At 60.2% G+C, this 16,360-nt stretch carries 14 protein-coding genes, 4 tRNA genes and 1 riboswitch; of the genes, 14 read left to right on the top strand and 4 right to left on the bottom strand.

From position 1 onward, the window contains the following. Positions 1–98 precede the first annotated feature (98 nt). A riboswitch (cobalamin riboswitch) is annotated at positions 99–293 on the bottom strand. A gap of 36 nt (positions 294–329) precedes the next feature. Then, positions 330–1,256 (bottom strand): DNA/RNA non-specific endonuclease, encoded by a 927-nt coding sequence (locus AB4N92_RS02745; RefSeq protein WP_106119574.1) that lies wholly within the window; start codon positions 1,254–1,256, stop codon positions 330–332. A gap of 128 nt (positions 1,257–1,384) precedes the next feature. Between AB4N92_RS02745 and AB4N92_RS02740 the strand changes: the two genes are divergently transcribed. Further along, complete coding sequence (locus tag AB4N92_RS02740) at positions 1,385–2,449, top strand: M4 family metallopeptidase (RefSeq protein ID WP_010209041.1); 1,065 nt, start codon at positions 1,385–1,387, stop codon at positions 2,447–2,449. A 14-nt stretch (positions 2,450–2,463) separates the two neighbouring features. Next, a complete protein-coding gene (locus tag AB4N92_RS02735; RefSeq protein WP_010209043.1) occupies positions 2,464–2,769 on the top strand; it encodes a protealysin inhibitor emfourin in 306 nt (101 codons plus the stop codon). Positions 2,770–2,829: 60 nt separating this feature from the next. Here the strand turns inward: AB4N92_RS02735 and AB4N92_RS02730 are convergent, their stop codons facing one another. After that, the gene (locus AB4N92_RS02730; RefSeq protein WP_010209044.1) at positions 2,830–4,212 is read right to left on the bottom strand and encodes an aldehyde dehydrogenase family protein; all 1,383 of its coding nucleotides are present in this window, start codon (positions 4,210–4,212) and stop codon (positions 2,830–2,832) included. A 104-nt stretch (positions 4,213–4,316) separates the two neighbouring features. Here AB4N92_RS02730 and ptrR point away from each other — a divergent pair, with 104 nt between their 5' ends. Then, a complete protein-coding gene (ptrR, locus tag AB4N92_RS02725; protein ID WP_044287561.1) occupies positions 4,317–5,192 on the top strand; it encodes a putrescine utilization regulator PtrR in 876 nt (291 codons plus the stop codon). Here ptrR and AB4N92_RS02720 read toward each other — a convergent pair. After that, positions 5,189–5,398, bottom strand: coding sequence for a hypothetical protein (locus AB4N92_RS02720; protein ID WP_010209046.1), 210 nt, complete (start codon positions 5,396–5,398; stop codon positions 5,189–5,191). The genes ptrR and AB4N92_RS02720 overlap by 4 nt on opposite strands. Before the next feature lie 100 nt (positions 5,399–5,498). Next, positions 5,499–6,695 carry an amino acid aminotransferase gene (locus AB4N92_RS02715; RefSeq protein ID WP_010209047.1) on the bottom strand — a complete coding sequence of 399 codons (1,197 nt, stop codon included), beginning with the start codon at positions 6,693–6,695 and terminating at the stop codon, positions 5,499–5,501. Between the two features lie 344 nt (positions 6,696–7,039). On the opposite strand from AB4N92_RS02715, the gene uvrB reads away from it, so the two are divergent. From uvrB to AB4N92_RS02660, 11 genes are all read left to right on the top strand, one after another. Further along, positions 7,040–9,055 carry an excinuclease ABC subunit UvrB gene (gene uvrB, locus AB4N92_RS02710; protein ID WP_010209048.1) on the top strand — a complete coding sequence of 672 codons (2,016 nt, stop codon included), beginning with the start codon at positions 7,040–7,042 and terminating at the stop codon, positions 9,053–9,055. 206 nt (positions 9,056–9,261) lie between these two features. Continuing rightward, positions 9,262–10,743, top strand: coding sequence for a glutamate--tRNA ligase (gltX, locus tag AB4N92_RS02705; protein ID WP_010209049.1), 1,482 nt, complete (start codon positions 9,262–9,264; stop codon positions 10,741–10,743). Between the two features lie 147 nt (positions 10,744–10,890). Beyond that, a tRNA-Ala gene (locus tag AB4N92_RS02700) sits at positions 10,891–10,966 on the top strand. A 78-nt stretch (positions 10,967–11,044) separates the two neighbouring features. Beyond that, positions 11,045–11,120: transfer RNA gene (locus AB4N92_RS02695), tRNA-Glu, on the top strand. 50 nt (positions 11,121–11,170) lie between these two features. Then, a tRNA-Ala gene (locus tag AB4N92_RS02690) sits at positions 11,171–11,246 on the top strand. Between the two features lie 78 nt (positions 11,247–11,324). Then, positions 11,325–11,400 (top strand) — tRNA-Glu (locus tag AB4N92_RS02685). Positions 11,401–11,582: 182 nt separating this feature from the next. Then, entirely contained in the window at positions 11,583–12,122 is a 540-nt protein-coding gene (locus AB4N92_RS02680) for a TetR/AcrR family transcriptional regulator (protein WP_010209050.1), read from the top strand. A 15-nt stretch (positions 12,123–12,137) separates the two neighbouring features. After that, positions 12,138–12,971: an alpha/beta hydrolase gene (locus tag AB4N92_RS02675; protein ID WP_010209051.1), complete on the top strand. Its 834-nt coding sequence runs from the start codon at positions 12,138–12,140 to the stop codon at positions 12,969–12,971. 39 nt (positions 12,972–13,010) lie between these two features. Then, positions 13,011–13,445 carry an acyl-CoA thioesterase gene (locus AB4N92_RS02670; protein WP_042571801.1) on the top strand — a complete coding sequence of 145 codons (435 nt, stop codon included), beginning with the start codon at positions 13,011–13,013 and terminating at the stop codon, positions 13,443–13,445. Positions 13,446–13,500: 55 nt separating this feature from the next. Beyond that, on the top strand, positions 13,501–14,478 hold the full coding sequence (locus tag AB4N92_RS02665; RefSeq protein ID WP_236267403.1) for a tRNA dihydrouridine synthase: 978 nt from the start codon (positions 13,501–13,503) through the stop codon (positions 14,476–14,478). Positions 14,479–15,041: 563 nt separating this feature from the next. Beyond that, positions 15,042–16,268: a hypothetical protein gene (locus AB4N92_RS02660; protein ID WP_236391620.1), complete on the top strand. Its 1,227-nt coding sequence runs from the start codon at positions 15,042–15,044 to the stop codon at positions 16,266–16,268. The last annotated feature ends 92 nt before the right edge of the window (positions 16,269–16,360 follow it).

Raw genomic sequence — 16,360 nt, 5'->3', positions numbered from 1 at the left:
ATCTCCGAATGAACCGTACGTGCCATTCGGAAATACACCCTTAAGCGCTGCACTAGAAAAACAGGCAAGAATGTCCTTCCCGGACACCCCGCCGGTTGGTAATTGAGCTTGGGCCGGCAGGTCTCCTGACTGATGCGTCGTCGCCAGGCTCCGGCCTTCCCGGACAAGGTCCAGTGGCATCAGGGAGCAGGCTCAGCACCTACAGTTGCGGGGGCAGTTCCGATTGGCGAGGGTGTACCGCGCTTCGGATTCCCTATTAGTCCCGTTTGGGAACCGGCGCGGTATGGTAGTTGATTAGGGCGGGGCGATATAGCCCGAGGCACGCCCGGTCAGAGACGAATGTCTTCAGGCCCCTGTATCAGGGCTTCAATCCGCGTGCCGGTGGCGCGTTCTTCGTTGCTGAAGCCGTCGTAGTCGGCCAGGTTGGCAAAACGCAGGCCGGTGAGGCGTTCTATCTGGATTACGCTGCGCTGGTAGGTCCTGAGCTGGCCGAACACCAGGTCGAGCTGGCCCAGCTCGCGGCTCTGGTCGATCATGTAGGCGCTGGCCGAAGGCTTGCCGTCATCGCTGAGGTAGGCGACCACTTTCCAGAACGCCTTGGGGATCTGGACGCCCCGGTACACCCGGTCTTCGTCGGCGAACACCGGGCCGGTGAACACGGTGGCTCGGGCTTTCCAGCGCTGGGTGTTGTCGAGGATGTAGTCTTCGAGCTCCAGCCACGTTTTCTGGTTGAACCCGCTCATCTGCGGTGAACAGTTGGTGAAGTGGAAGGTGTCGAAGTTGGCGGTTTGCGCCGCGTCGCCCCAGTTGGGGTCTTGTCGGCGCACCAGGTGGCCGCGATCCAGGCCGTTGCTGGCATACAGTGCTTCGCCCACCTGCGCATCAATGGGCAGGCGTCCGTCGTAGGCCCAGGTGTCGTTGCTGCGAATGATGTCCATATGCTGCCCGCCATCGATGTTGACGCCCACATACAGCGCGAGCCGCTTCGAGCGTGACATCGTTATCGAGAAGTGCGTGTAGTCCAGGCGCTTCTGGACATCGCCGGCCAAGGTCTCTTCAACCGTAGGCCAGGGCACCCCGAAGCTGCCGAGAAAGTCCTCAGCGTAGCCGCGTCGGTCCTTCAAGTCGTTGGCCGAGGTGACGCGGGGCGTCGCGGCTCGTGCCTCCAGCAATGTGGGGCTCGGTGCGATCAATGGGCGCAGGTCAGCGAGCCTGGGGCGGTATGAAAGGTCGATTTTGGCTTTACGTGCGGGCATCGGTCAGTCCTCCTTGGATAAACACGACTGCAACATAGGTTAATGACAATTGATGACACGCGATAACCCCTGGAGGCTATCCTGAATCGATGACCCGGACGTTGTTACCTGCCAAATGGAGCCAGCCAATGTGTGTTCGCCAGCCGAATCGTAATCCGATTTTCTGCCTGATCCCGCCCTATATGCTCGACCAGATCGCGCGCAACGGGGACAAAGCGCAACGGGAGGTCGCGTTGCGCACCCGCGCCAAGGACACAACGTTCCGCTCGCTACGGATGGTCGCCGTGCCTGCCAAGGGACCGGCGCATATGGCCCTGGCCATGGGGGCCGATAAACGCCGCTCGATCTACAGCGCCGAGGGCGCCGACAGCCTGCCGGGCACGCTGGTGCGTGGCGAGGGGCAGCCCGCCAGTGGTGATGCGGCGGTGGACGAGGCCTATGATGGCTTGGGCGCCACCTTCGATTTTTTCGACGAGGTCTTCGATCGCAACTCCATCGACGATGCCGGGATGGCGCTGGACGCCACTGTGCACTTTGGCCAGAACTACAACAATGCGTTCTGGAACTCGACCCAGATGGTGTTCGGGGATGGAGACGGGCAGTTGTTCAACCGCTTTACGGTGGCCCTCGACGTGATTGGCCATGAGTTGGCCCACGGCGTCACCGAGGACGAGGCCAAACTGATGTATTTCAACCAGTCCGGGGCGTTGAATGAATCGCTGTCGGACGTGTTCGGTTCGCTGATCAAGCAGTATGCGTTGAAGCAACGTGCGGAAGACGCCGATTGGTTGATCGGCAAAGGGCTGTTCACCCAAAAGATCAAAGGCACCGCCCTGCGCTCGATGAAAGCCCCCGGCACGGCGTTTGACGACAAACTGCTGGGCAAGGACCCCCAGCCCGGGCACATGGATGATTTTGTGCAGACCTACGAGGACAATGGCGGGGTGCATATCAACTCCGGCATTCCCAACCATGCGTTCTACCAGGTGGCGACCATACTGGGCGGGTTCGCCTGGGAGCGCGCCGGGCGCATCTGGTATGACGCGCTGCGTGATGCGCGGCTGCGGCCCAACTCGGGTTTCCTGCGCTTTGCGCGCATTACTTACGATATTGCAGGCCGACTCTACGGCGCTAACAAGGACGAACAGAAAGCGGTCAAGGACGGTTGGAAGGCGGTCGGCATTGCTGTCTGACGAGAGGAACGGCCATGCAAATTTCAATCAAGGAAAACGGCGGGCCCGGTTTTTTTCCGGGCCTGGCCAAGCCACAGACGGTGGAACTGGACACGCTGCCGGAGCAGGAACAACAGGAGCTGCGGCAGCTTGTCGAGGCTTGCGACTTCTTTCAACTGCCGCCCAGCAATGCGCCTGCCCCCGGTAATCCGGGCCAAGTGCATTACACCGTGACGGTAAAGGACGACGAGCGCGAGCACACCGTTTGCGTGCTCGCGCCGGTGAAGTCGCAGGCGCTGGATGGGCTGGTGCAGTGCGTGCGACGGCATATTCGCTGTTGAGGCCGCTTTAGGTCTAGCGGGACGGTTCGACAGGCCCCCTTGCCACCGATGTCGCTTGATTTACTTGCGATCCAGCCACACCGTCTGGGCGTTGCAGAATTCCCGCACGCCGAAGTGCGATAGCTCGCGTCCGAAACCACTCTTTTTCACGCCACCAAATGCCACCCGAGGGTCGGAGACGCTGAAGGCGTTGATGAAGATGCCGCCGGTTTCCAGCTGATTGGCGATGTCCCGTGCCTTCGCGGAGTCGGTGGTGAAGATGCTGGCCGTGAGGCCAAACTCGCTGTCATTCGCCAGGGCCACCGCATGGTCGGCATCACGGGCGGTGATGATCGAGGCGACTGGGCCGAACAGTTCCTGTTTGAACGAGGTCATCTGGTCGGTGACGTCTGCCAGCACGGTCGGTTCGTAGTAGTTGCCGGCGCCGGGCACTTTGTGGCCGCCCAGCAGCAGGGTGGCGCCTTCTTCCAAGGTCGCCTGGACCTGGCCGTGCAGCTCGTCGCGCAGGTCGAAGCGTGCCATCGGGCCGATGTAGGTGGCGGCTGACGTCGGGTCGCCCATCACCAGAGCGCGGCTGGCTTCCAGGAATTTGACGGTGAAAGCCTCCACCACACCTTCTTCGATGATCAGGCGCTTGGCGGCGGCGCAGACTTGGCCGCTGTTCTGGAAACGACCGATCAGCGCCGCTTGCACCGCGGCGTCGAGGTCGGCGTCGTTGAGTACGATGAACGGGTCGGACCCGCCCAGTTCCAGCACGCACTTTTTCAGCGCGGCGCCGGCCTGAGAGCCGATGGCGATGCCTGCACGTACGCTGCCGGTCAGGGTGACGGCGGCGATGCGCGGATCGGCGATGGCCTTGGACACGCCGTCGTTGGTCACGTTGACCACTTCAAACAGACCTTCGGCGAAGCCGGCCTTCTGGAACGCTCGTTGGATCAGATAGGCACTGCCCATCACGTTTGGCGCGTGTTTGAGCACGTAGGTATTGCCGGCCAGCATCGTCGGTACGGCGCCGCGCAGCACTTGCCACACCGGGAAGTTCCACGGCATCACGGCGAAGATAGGGCCTAGCGGGCGGTATTCGATCTGCGCACTGCCGTTGTCCACCAGGGTCGGTTCCGGGGCGAGCATGGCCGGGCCGTGGGCGGCGTACCACTCGCTGAGTTGCGCGCACTTTTCGATTTCGGCACGGGCCTGGGCGATGGGTTTGCCCATTTCCAGGGTGATCATCTGCGCCATGTCTTCGGCTTGTTCGCGCAGGGCGCTGGCCAGGCTCAGCAGCAACTCGGCGCGCTGGCTGACCGGCTGACGGCGCCAGGCACGGAAGGCGAGGGTTGAGCGGTCGAGGGCGGCGTCCAGTTGCTGCGCGGTTTCATACGGATAGCTGCCGACCGTTTCGCCGTTGGCCGGGTTGATCGAGAGGGCGTGGGTAGTCGCGTTCATGGCACCGTCCTGCTGAGTGAATTAGGTTGAGTTCAGCGTACGGGGCTATATCTTTTCTGGAAACTGAATAATATTAAGCAATACATTCACGATTGGAGAATGATTTGGACCTGGTGCAACTGGAAATCTTCAAGGCCGTTGCCGAGCAAGGCAGCATCAGCGCCGCCGCGCAGTTGATTCATCGCGTGCCGTCGAACCTGACCACGCGCATCAAGCAACTGGAGCAGGACCTCGGTGTGGAGTTGTTCATCCGCGAGAAAAGCCGCCTGCGCCTGTCACCGGCCGGGTGGAATTTCCTCGGTTATGCGCGGCGCATCCTCGACCTGGTGCAGGAAGCCCGCGCGACAGTCGCGGGGGAGGAGCCCCAGGGTGCGTTTGCCCTGGGATCGCTGGAGAGCACGGCGGCGGTGCGTATCCCGGCGTTGCTGGCGGCGTACAACCAGAAACACACCAAGGTCGAGTTGGACCTGAGTACCGGGCCTTCAGGCACCATGATCGAAGGCGTGTTGTCGGGGCGGCTGACGGCAGCGTTTGTCGACGGCCCGCTATTGCACGCGACCCTGGAAGGTGTGGCGGTGTTTGAGGAAGAGATGGTGGTGATTGCGCCGCTGCATCACGCGCCGATCACCCGTGGGCAGGACGTGAACGGGGAGAGCATCTACACCTTTCGCTCCAACTGCTCGTACCGGCATCACCTGGAGCGCTGGTTTTCACAGGACGGCGCGGTGCCGGGCAAGATCTTCGAGATCGAGTCCTACCACGGCATGCTCGCTTGCGTCAGCGCCGGCGCGGGCCTCGCGCTGATGCCGCGCAGCATGCTCGACAGCATGCCGGGGTCGGCGGCGGTGAGTGTTTGGCCGCTGACGGACAACTTCCGGATCCTGCACACCTGGCTGATCTGGCGGCGGGGGACGGTGTCGCAGAGTTTGAACAGTTTCGTGAAGTTATTGGAGGAGCAGGGCGCCATCCGTGCGGCTTAGCCACCGAATTGCAGGGTGCCCATCGCCAGCTTTGCCATCAGTGCGGTCGCACCCAATTGCACCAGCCACAGCGCCAGACCGCCCAGAAAGACGCCCAGCGCCACTTGCAGCACCAGGCTCTTTTGAGGCTTGGGTTGCGGTGCGCGTGGGGCGTAGTCATCCAGTTCGTCACGGTCGGCACGCAGGTCCAGGTCATCGTTTCTCATAGCATTCTCACAGCGAAGGGGCGGTCAAGGTTCAGTCTAGGGGCTGGATACGAAAAAGGGGAAGCCATAGGCTTCCCCTTCTGGTGCAACCGCTGCAGGTTTACAGCACCTGAACGATCGCCTTTGTGACTGCATCGATGTTCGACTGGTTCAACGCCGCCACACAGATACGGCCGGTGTCGAGGGCATAGATACCAAACTCGCTGCGCAAGCGGGTGACTTGCTCAACGGTCAGGCCAGAGTAGGAGAACATCCCACGCTGGCGACCGACGAAGCTGAAGTCGTGGCCCGGAGCTGCCTTGGCCAGTTCGGCCACCATCTGCTCGCGCATGCCACGGATGCGCAGGCGCATTTCGGCCAGTTCGGCTTCCCACTGGGCACGCAGCTCAGGGTTGTTCAGCACCGCTGCAACGATCGCCGCGCCGTGGGTTGGCGGGTTGGAGTAGTTGGTACGGATCACGCGTTTGACCTGGGACAGGATGCGCGCGCTTTCTTCCTTGGAGTCGCCGACGATGGACAGTGCGCCCACACGTTCGCCGTAAAGCGAGAACGACTTGGAGAACGAGCTGGACACAAAGAAGGTCAGGCCCGATTCAGCGAACAGGCGCACGGCGGCAGCGTCTTCGTGGATGCCGTCGCCAAAGCCCTGGTAGGCCATGTCGAGGAATGGCACCAGGTTCTTGGCCTTGATCACGTCCAGCACGTTCTGCCAGTCGGCCGGGCTCAGGTCGACGCCGGTCGGGTTGTGGCAGCAGGCGTGCAGCACCACGATGGACTGGGACGGCAGGGCGTTGAGGTCTTCGAGCAGGCCGGCACGGTTCACGTCGTGAGTGGCGGCGTCGTAGTAGCGGTAGTTCTGCACCGGGAAACCAGCGGTTTCGAACAGCGCGCGGTGGTTTTCCCAGCTCGGGTCGCTGATGGCGACGACGGCGTCTGGCAGCAACTGCTTGAGGAAGTCTGCACCCAGCTTCAGGGCGCCAGTGCCGCCTACCGCTTGCACGGTGGTGACGCGGTCAGCGTTCAGCAGTGGCGATTCAGCGCCGAACAGCAGGGTTTGCACGGCCTTGTCGTAGGCCGCGATGCCGTCGATCGGCAAGTAACCACGGGCGGCGTGTTGCGCCACGCGAATGGCTTCCGCTTCGGCAACGGCACGCAAGAGTGGAATCTTCCCCTCCTCGTTGCAGTAAACGCCCACGCCAAGGTTGACCTTGGTGGTTCGTGTATCGGCGTTGAATGCTTCGTTGAGGCCCAGGATAGGATCGCGTGGTGCCATTTCGACAGCGGAGAACAGGCTCATTTTTGCGGCAGCTCTATGGGGGATAGGAGGGACGTGTCGCGCTCCAGCCGAATGCACTAGAGCGGTGCACAAACGGGGAGCTAGTATAGAGGCCATCACCGCCAAGGGCGACAGCCGAAATGGCTTTTCGGCCAAGTTTTTCGGTTTATTTGCCGACCGTTAGTCTTATTGCAACATTGACTGGTGAGGGCGTGTATGACGATTGCCTTGAAACCCATGACATTCGCCACCACTTCTATGTCTATCATGGTTTTTTCCTACTATCCGCTCTGAGTCTTCGCGGGTGGCGGTCTATTTCGTCCTCGACGGGTTTACAGTCTGGGGGTGACCACACGAGGTACGTTATGTCGGATTTCCAACTCGTCACCCGCTTTGAACCCGCTGGCGATCAGCCGGAAGCCATTCGCCAGATGGTCGAGGGCATTGAAGCCGGCCTGGCCCACCAGACGCTGCTCGGGGTGACCGGGTCGGGCAAGACCTTCAGCATTGCCAACGTGATTGCGCAGATCAATCGGCCCACCCTGGTGCTGGCGCCGAACAAGACCCTGGCCGCGCAGCTCTATGGCGAGTTCAAGGCGTTCTTCCCGAACAATGCGGTGGAGTATTTCGTTTCCTACTACGACTACTACCAGCCCGAAGCCTATGTGCCGTCCTCCGATACCTTCATCGAGAAGGATGCGTCGATCAACGATCACATTGAACAGATGCGGCTGTCGGCGACCAAGGCCTTGCTGGAGCGCAAGGACGCGATCATCGTCACCACAGTGTCGTGCATTTACGGCCTGGGCAGCCCGGAAACCTATTTGAAGATGGTCCTGCACGTCGATCGCGGCGACAAGCTCGACCAGCGCGAGCTGCTGCGCCGACTGACCAGCCTGCAGTACACGCGCAATGACATGGACTTCGCCCGTGCCACCTTCCGCGTGCGCGGCGATGTCATCGACATCTACCCGGCGGAATCCGACCTGGAAGCGATCCGCATCGAGCTGTTCGACGATGAAGTCGAGAGTCTGTCGGCCTTCGACCCGCTGACAGGCGAGGTGATCCGCAAGTTGCCGCGCTTCACCTTCTACCCGAAAAGCCACTACGTGACCCCGCGTGAAACCCTGATGGGCGCCATTGAAGGCATCAAGGTCGAGTTGGCCGAGCGCCTGGAGTACCTGCGTTCCAACAACAAGCTGGTGGAAGCCCAGCGCTTGGAGCAGCGCACCCGCTTCGATCTGGAGATGATCCTGGAACTGGGCTACTGCAACGGCATCGAAAACTACTCGCGCTACCTGTCGGGCCGCGAATCCGGTGCGCCGCCGCCGACGCTATATGATTACCTGCCGCCTGACGCGCTGCTGGTAATCGACGAGTCCCACGTCAGCGTGCCGCAAGTGGGCGCGATGTATAAGGGCGACCGTTCCCGCAAAGAAACGCTGGTGGAGTACGGTTTCCGCCTGCCGTCGGCACTGGATAACCGGCCGATGCGTTTTGACGAGTGGGAAGCCATCAGCCCGCAGACCATCTTTGTGTCCGCCACGCCGGGTAACTATGAGGCCGAGCACGCCGGCCGCGTGATCGAGCAGTTGGTACGGCCGACAGGCCTGGTCGACCCGGAAATCGAAATCCGCCCTGCACTGACTCAGGTCGACGATTTACTCTCGGAAATCACCAAGCGCGTGGCCCTGGAAGAGCGGGTGTTGGTTACCACGCTGACCAAGCGCATGTCCGAAGACTTGACCGACTACCTGGCCGACCACGGCGTGCGCGTGCGTTACCTGCACTCGGACATCGACACCGTGGAGCGTGTAGAGATCATTCGCGACTTGCGCCTGGGCACGTTTGATGTGCTGGTAGGCATCAACCTGCTGCGCGAAGGCCTGGACATGCCGGAAGTGTCGTTGGTGGCGATCCTCGATGCGGACAAGGAGGGCTTCCTGCGCTCTGAACGCTCGCTGATCCAGACCATCGGCCGAGCGGCGCGTAACCTCAACGGTCGGGCGATTCTCTACGCGGACCGCATCACCGGTTCCATGGAGCGGGCGATTGGCGAGACCCAGCGGCGTCGCGACAAGCAGATCGCCTTCAACCTGGAAAATGGCATCACCCCGAAAGGCGTGTTCAAGGACGTTGCCGACATCATGGAAGGCGCCACTGTGCCGGGCTCGCGCAGCAAGAAGCGCAAAGGCATGGCCAAGGCTGCCGAGGAAAGCGCCAAGTACGAGAACGAATTGCGCTCGCCGAGTGAGATCACCAAGCGGATCCGTCAGTTGGAAGAGAAGATGTACCAGTTGGCGCGTGATCTGGAGTTTGAGGCGGCGGCGCAGACGCGCGATGAGATCGGCAAGTTGCGCGAGCGTCTTTTGGCTGTTTGATCTGCGCTGACAGGACTGGCCTCATCGCAGGCAAGCCAGCTCCCACATTTGACTGTATTCACAAGTCAAAATGTGGGAGCTGGCTTGCCTGCGATGGCCGCGCCTCGGTCTCCCGGATTCACCCAGGCTGGAGCCCAACCGCCCCAGGCTGTTACCATTCCCCCCTTGTTTCAATTTTCAGTTTTATCGCCCATTCGAGACCTGCCATGACCACCGTCCGCACGCGCATCGCGCCATCGCCTACTGGGGATCCCCACGTTGGCACTGCTTACATCGCCTTGTTCAACTACTGCTTTGCCAAGCAGCACGGCGGTGAATTCATCCTGCGGATCGAAGACACCGATCAACTGCGTTCCACCCGCGAGTCGGAACAGCAGATTTTCGATGCCCTGCGCTGGTTGGGCATTACCTGGGCCGAAGGCCCGGACGTCGGCGGCCCGCACGGCCCGTATCGCCAGAGCGAGCGCAGCGACATCTACAAGCAGTACACCCAGCAATTGGTCGACATGGGCCATGCCTTCCCGTGTTTCTGCACCGCCGAAGAACTCGACCAGATGCGCGCCGAGCAACAGGCCCGTGGCGAAACCCCGCGCTACGATGGCCGCGCGTTGCTGCTGTCGAAGGAAGAAGTGGCCCGTCGCCTGGCCGCTGGCGAGCCCCATGTGATCCGCATGAAAGTGCCAAGCGAAGGCGTGTGCGTGGTGCCGGACATGCTGCGCGGTGACGTCGAGATCCCGTGGGACCGCATGGATATGCAGGTGCTGATGAAGACCGACGGCCTGCCGACGTACTTTTTGGCCAACGTGGTCGACGACCATCTGATGGGCATCACCCACGTGCTGCGCGGTGAAGAGTGGCTGCCGTCGGCGCCGAAACTGATCCTGCTCTACGAGTACTTCGGCTGGGAACAACCGCAGCTGTGCTACATGCCGCTGCTGCGTAACCCGGACAAGAGCAAGCTGTCCAAGCGCAAGAACCCGACCTCGGTGACTTTCTACGAGCGCATGGGCTTCATGCCGGAAGCGATGCTCAACTACCTGGGCCGCATGGGCTGGTCGATGCCGGACGAGCGCGAGAAGTTCTCGCTGCAGGAAATGGTCGACAACTTCGACCTGTCCCGAGTGTCCTTGGGTGGGCCGATCTTCGACATCGAGAAGTTGTCGTGGCTCAACGGCCAATGGCTGCGTGACCTGCCGGTGGATGAATTCGCCAGCCGCGTGCAGCAGTGGGCGCTGAACCCTGAGTACATGATGAAGATTGCGCCACTGGTGCAGGGCAGGGTGGAGACGTTCAGCCAGGTCGCACCGTTGGCCAGCTTCTTCTTTGCCGGGGGCGTTAGTCCGGATCCCAAGCTGTTCGAGTCCAAGAAACTCTCGGGCGATCAGGTTCGTCAGTTGATGCAATTGATCCTGTGGAAGCTGGAAAGCCTGCGCCAGTGGGAGAAGGATGCGATCACCGCGACGATCCAGGCGGTGGTGGAGTCTCTGGAATTGAAGCTGCGCGATGCCATGCCGCTGATGTTTGCCGCGATCACCGGCCAGGCCAGTTCGGTGTCGGTGCTCGATGCGATGGAAATCCTCGGCCCGGACCTGACCCGTTTCCGTCTGCGCCAAGCCCTTGATTTGCTTGGTGGTGTGTCGAAGAAAGAAAACAAAGAGTGGGAAAAGCTGCTGGGCGCTATCGGCTGAGTATGCGGTTGAAACGGCGAAACCCCGGTTTTCCGGGGTTTCACCGGTAAGTGATTGTTATCCCGGCAAAAAATTTTGGAAATTGTTGAAAATAAATTTGACACACTTCCAAAGCGCCATTAAGATTCGCCCCGTCCTCACCGATGAGGGGCTATAGCTCAGCTGGGAGAGCGCTTGCATGGCATGCAAGAGGTCAACGGTTCGATCCCGTTTAGCTCCACCAATTTACAGGTTCAAGGTCTGGCCACACCGTCCTTGAATCGATCAGGTCTCAGCCCTGATCAGATGTACAGAAGGTTTTGTCCCCTTCGTCTAGTGGCCTAGGACACCGCCCTTTCACGGCGGTAACAGGGGTTCGAGTCCCCTAGGGGACGCCAGTTTCAACAAGCAGCTCGAAAGGTCTGCTGCGTCGCGAGACGAAAAATCCGGGGCTATAGCTCAGCTGGGAGAGCGCTTGCATGGCATGCAAGAGGTCAACGGTTCGATCCCGTTTAGCTCCACCAATTTACAGGTTCAAGGTCTGGCCACACCGTCCTTGAATCGATCAGTTCTCAGCGCTGATCAGTGTACAGAAGGTTTGTGTCCCCTTCGTCTAGTGGCCTAGGACACCGCCCTTTCACGGCGGTAACAGGGGTTCGAGTCCCCTAGGGGACGCCACGATTACCCGCTCTGCGGGATTTTTAAGGGTCATTCAATTATTGAATGGCCCTTTTGTTTGTCTGGCGTTTGGCCAATTCTCTCCTCTTTCCCATTCTTCTCCTCTGACCAACGGTCGCGCGGGTGGCTTGCGGAATATTATTATGGTAATAATATTCAACCCATGAGCATCGGAGGCAATGATGAGCGATAAAAAAGCGCAAACCCGCGAACGCATTTTGCAGGCCGCCAGCGCCGCGTTGATCCAGCGCGGCCCGGCTGAGCCGAGTGTGGGTGAAGTCATGGGCGCGGCGGGGCTGACCGTCGGTGGTTTCTACGCGCACTTCGAAAGCAAGGACGCACTGATGCTGGAGGCCTTCACCCAGTTGCTGGCCAAGCGTCGTGCGTCGATTGATGACATGGACGCCCAGTTGACCGGAGAGGAGCGCAGAAGCCTTGTGGCGGCGTTTTATCTGTCACGCAAACACCGTGACTCAACTGCCCAGGCCTGTCCGATCCCGGCAACTGTCGGCGAGATGAGCCGCCTGCCAGATGAATTCCGCCAAGCGCTGAACGAGCATTGCGAGCTGATGGCCGCGCAACTCGCCGCCAGCCCTGAAGACACCGACAAAGCCCTGGCTGACATGGCGCTGATGATCGGTGGCCTGGCCTTGGCCCGCGCCTTGGGGCCCGGTGAGTTGTCTGACCGTGTGCTGCGCGCCGCCAAGTCGGCCGTGCGCTAGAAGAGGGTTGTCATGATGGGCACATTAACCTGGATTCGTCGCTTCAACGGCACCCTGGGGCATTTGGCGCCGCAAACGGTGGCCGGCAAGATGCGCCGCGCCTTCATGACACCCCGCGACCTGCCGCCGCGTGACTGGGAGCTGCCGCTGCTGGCGCAATCGGAGCGCATCACCTTGCGTTTCGGTTTGTCCGCCTTGCGTTGGGGCCAGGGGCCCGCAGTATTGTTGATGCACGGTTGGGAAGGGCGGCCCACTCAATTCGCCAGCCTGATCACGGCGTTGGTCGATAACGGTTATTCAGTGATTGCGCTCGACGGCCCTGCCCATGGTCGTTCGCCAGGGCGTGAAGCCCATGTGCTGCTGTTCGCCCGTGCCATGCTCGAAGCCGCTGCCGAGTTGCCGCCGCTGCACGCGGTGATCGGCCATTCCATGGGCGGCGCCAGTGCGATGTTGGCGGTGCAGTTGGGCTTGCGTACCGAGGCGCTGGTCAGCATCGCTGCACCGTCACGCTTTCTGGATGTGCTGCGTGGCTTCACCAAGATGGTAGGTTTGCCGGCGCGGGCACGCTCGGCCTTCATCCATGAGGTCGAAATGACCTTCGGCATGCCGCTCAAGCATTTGGATGTGGCCCACTACCAGATGAACATTCCTGGCCTGATCGTACACGCCGAAGACGATACCTTCGTCCCGGTCAAAGCCTCCCAAGCCATTCACGAAGCCTGGTTTGACAGCCGTCTGCTGCGCCTGGAACAGGGCGGTCACCAGAAAGTACTGGCCGATCCGCGCGTGATCGACGGTGTGCTGGCGCTGCTGGCCGGCCGTCGTTTACAGGAGCGGCAAACTGCCTGATACACTGCCCCGGTTAAGTTAATCGACCGGGAGCAAGGCATGGGCTGGGATTTGGCAACGCCGTTTATCATCGATCTGCAGGTCGCCCCTGAAGACATCGACGGACTGGGGCACGCCAATAACGCGGTGTACGTGTCCTGGCTGGAGCGCTGCGCCTGGCGCCATTCCCAGCGGCTGGGCCTGGACCTGACCGAATATCGCCGCCTGGACCGTGCCATGGCGGTGGTGCGTCATGAGATCGACTACCTCGCCGCAGGCTACGAAGGCGATGAGTTGCAACTGGCCACCTGGATCGTCGACTGGGACCAGCGCCTGAAGATGACCCGGCGCTTTCAACTGGTACGCCCGCGTGACGGCGCGACCCTGCTACGCGCGCACACCACCTTTGTCTGCATCGAGCTGTCCACCGGCAAACCCAAGCGCATGCCCGCGGAATTTCTCGACGGTTATGGCCCCGCCCTGACAGGGGGTTAACGGTTGCTGTGGGAAACCCAGTAAACTGCGCCACGATTTTTGTTGAGTGTTTTCCATGCAAATTGCTTTGGCGCCCATGGAGGGGTTGGTCGACAACATCCTGCGGGACGTTCTCACCCGTGTCGGCGGTATTGACTGGTGCGTGACCGAGTTCATCCGCATCAACGACCGCCTGCTCACCCCTGCGTATTTCCACAAACTCGCCCCGGAACTGCTCCACGGTGCCCACACCGCTGCGGGTGTGCCGTTGCGTGTGCAATTGCTCGGCTCCGACCCGGTGTGCCTGGCGGAAAACGCCGCGCTGGCGTGTGAGCTGGGTTCGCAGGTCATCGACCTGAACTTCGGCTGCCCGGCCAAGACCGTCAACAAGTCCCGAGGCGGTGCGGTGCTGCTCAAGGAGCCGGAGCTGCTCAACCAGATCGTCGAACACGTCCGACGCGCAGTGCCGGCCCACATTCCCGTCACCGCGAAAATGCGCCTGGGTTTCGACAGCCCGGATGGCGCTCTGGTCTGCGCCACGGCCCTGGCCGAAGGCGGCGCGGCGCATATCGTGGTGCATGCGCGTACCAAGACCGACGGCTACAAGCCGCCTGCCCATTGGGAATGGATCCCGCGCGTACAGGAGGTGGTCAAGGTCCCGGTGTTCGCCAATGGCGATATCTGGAGTGTTGAAGACTGGAAGCGCTGTCGCGAAGTCAGTGGCGCCGAAGACATCATGCTGGGCCGTGGCCTGGTAGCGCGTCCGGACCTGGCGCGGCAGATCGCTGCGGCGCGGGCAGGGGAGGAGGTGGTCGAGATGACGTGGGCAGAGATGCAGCCGATGCTCCAGGAGTTTTGGACCCAGTCGGTGGCACAACTGACCGAGCGTCAGGCGCCGGGGCGTTTGAAGCAATGGCTGGCGATGCTCACCCGCAATTACCCTGAGGCGGTGGATTTGTTTACGCTGATGCGCAGGGAAACCGACCTGGAGCAGGTCGGGCGTTTGTTGGGTATGCCCAGTCGGCGCGAACAGTCTGTGGCGCTGCAAGATTAGGTTTACATATATAAGTGTTTCATCTGTTGCTGTAAGGGGCGCCGAAAGGTGCCTTTTTTTTGTCTGAAAAATATGTTTGGCATCGCCCTGTGCTGCCTGGGCCTGGCTTGGGTTTTTATTTGTTTTGGGTGGTTGTTGTGGTGTTGCGAGATATATGCAAAGGCGTATGAATGTTTGGCTCAACTGCTACTGAAGTTTAATTTTTTAATGTTCTCGGGTGGTAGGACAGGTACTTGCGCGTGCGCCAATTAACATAGCTTTTGTTTTTTAAATAGCGTTGTTGTTTTCATTAAGTTGCTTTGTTCATGGGGTGTTTCCTGAAGTTTCCACTCTTGGGTGGATGTGAGGCGCGTGCAGTCTGGGTTTTTCTGCGAATGTCCATAGGCAAACGTCTCGGGTGCCCAATTGGTTTCCTTATATAAGCCACGATTATTCGGAACTCATCTCCGTTGCGCCCCACGAATCTTGCGAGTTTGTCGAACTCACCGTTGTTTCACACTTAATGTCAATCGTGGTCTCTCTCCTGCCGGTGCGGGGGTGGGCACAGATTCAGGAATAAAAATATGTCTAATGTCTCGGCCAAGCAGTTCATGCCAACGAACACACATTATCCACAGCTTAACCAGACTTCCGTGCACGCTGATAAATCGCTCGAATTGTCGCCGTCTATGGACAGTATGAATAAGTTTCTAAAGGACAGTAGTCCGACACCAAAAGAAAACAATGTGCCGATGAATAAGGAGTCCCTGGAAAAGTTATTTGCCATGTTTGAGTTCGCGGTCAAAGCGATGCGTAGCATGCTCGCGGGCATGGGGGTGTTGCCCCGCCTGCCTAGTGACCTTGATGCCCAGCCCTCGGTGAAGCCTGGTACCGATGGCAAGAACGTTCCGGATATGAAGGCCGAACACAAGGTCGCACCGGGGGTGGATACCAAGAAGACCGTGCTACCTGGCACCGATACCAAGAACGTGCCGGATGTGAAGGTCGAGCACAAGGTCGCACCGGGGGTGGATACCAAGAAGACCGTGCTACCTGGCACCGATACCAAGAACGTGCCGGATGTGAAGGTCGAGCACAAGGTCGCACCGGGGGTGGATACCAAGAAGACCGTGCTACCTGGCACCGATGCCAAGAACGTTGTGGATGCGAAGGCGCAGGACAAGGTCGCACCGGGGGTGGATACCAAGAAGACCGTGCTGCCTGGCACCGATGCCAAGACCGTTGTGGATGCGAAGGCGCAGGACAAGGTTGCACCCGAAGCGGATACCAAGGCACGGGTGAAGCCGGACCCGGAGGTTAAAGTCATGCCGGATGGTCGTACCCAGGTGAGCATTAGGCCTGACGGCAAACTCGATACTCAGCAGGCAAAGCCTCCTCTCACCCCTGTGGATTATAAAAATAAGCTGTCGTCTGATATCAACGTGACGGTGCAGGTCCAAAACTGTCATTGCCCGCATACAGATGAAAAAGTAGCGCCACAACCCCCGGTGACGCCGAGGCTTGATCAGCAGCCGTCTCCACAACCCCCGGTAATGCCGAAGCCCGACGGACAGCCGTCGCCACAGCCTCCGGTCATTCCGACCCATGTGAATCCCAAGCCTGTTACCCCGACCAACGTGAATCCAAAGCCTGATACCCCGGCCCCTGTGAATCCAAAGCCTAATACCCCACACAATACTGACCTTACATCCCCCGCACCGGATGACTTGGTTGATGATTGCAGCAGCCAATCCCAAAAGCGTTTCGACAACCACCGAGTTAACAAGCCTGGCCTCCGTCCACGTTTTTGAGCCCGTTATCTTGACGCGTTGAACATAAATGCTGGTCCCCTGGTCGTTACGGCCAGGGGGCACTCAATGAGACTTAAAACATGTTATCGATA

It is taken from the genome of Pseudomonas sp. S3_A09 (assembly GCF_054668065.1).
The sequence above is the reverse complement of the archived record's forward strand: the minus strand, read 5'-3'. Positions and strand labels throughout refer to the sequence as shown.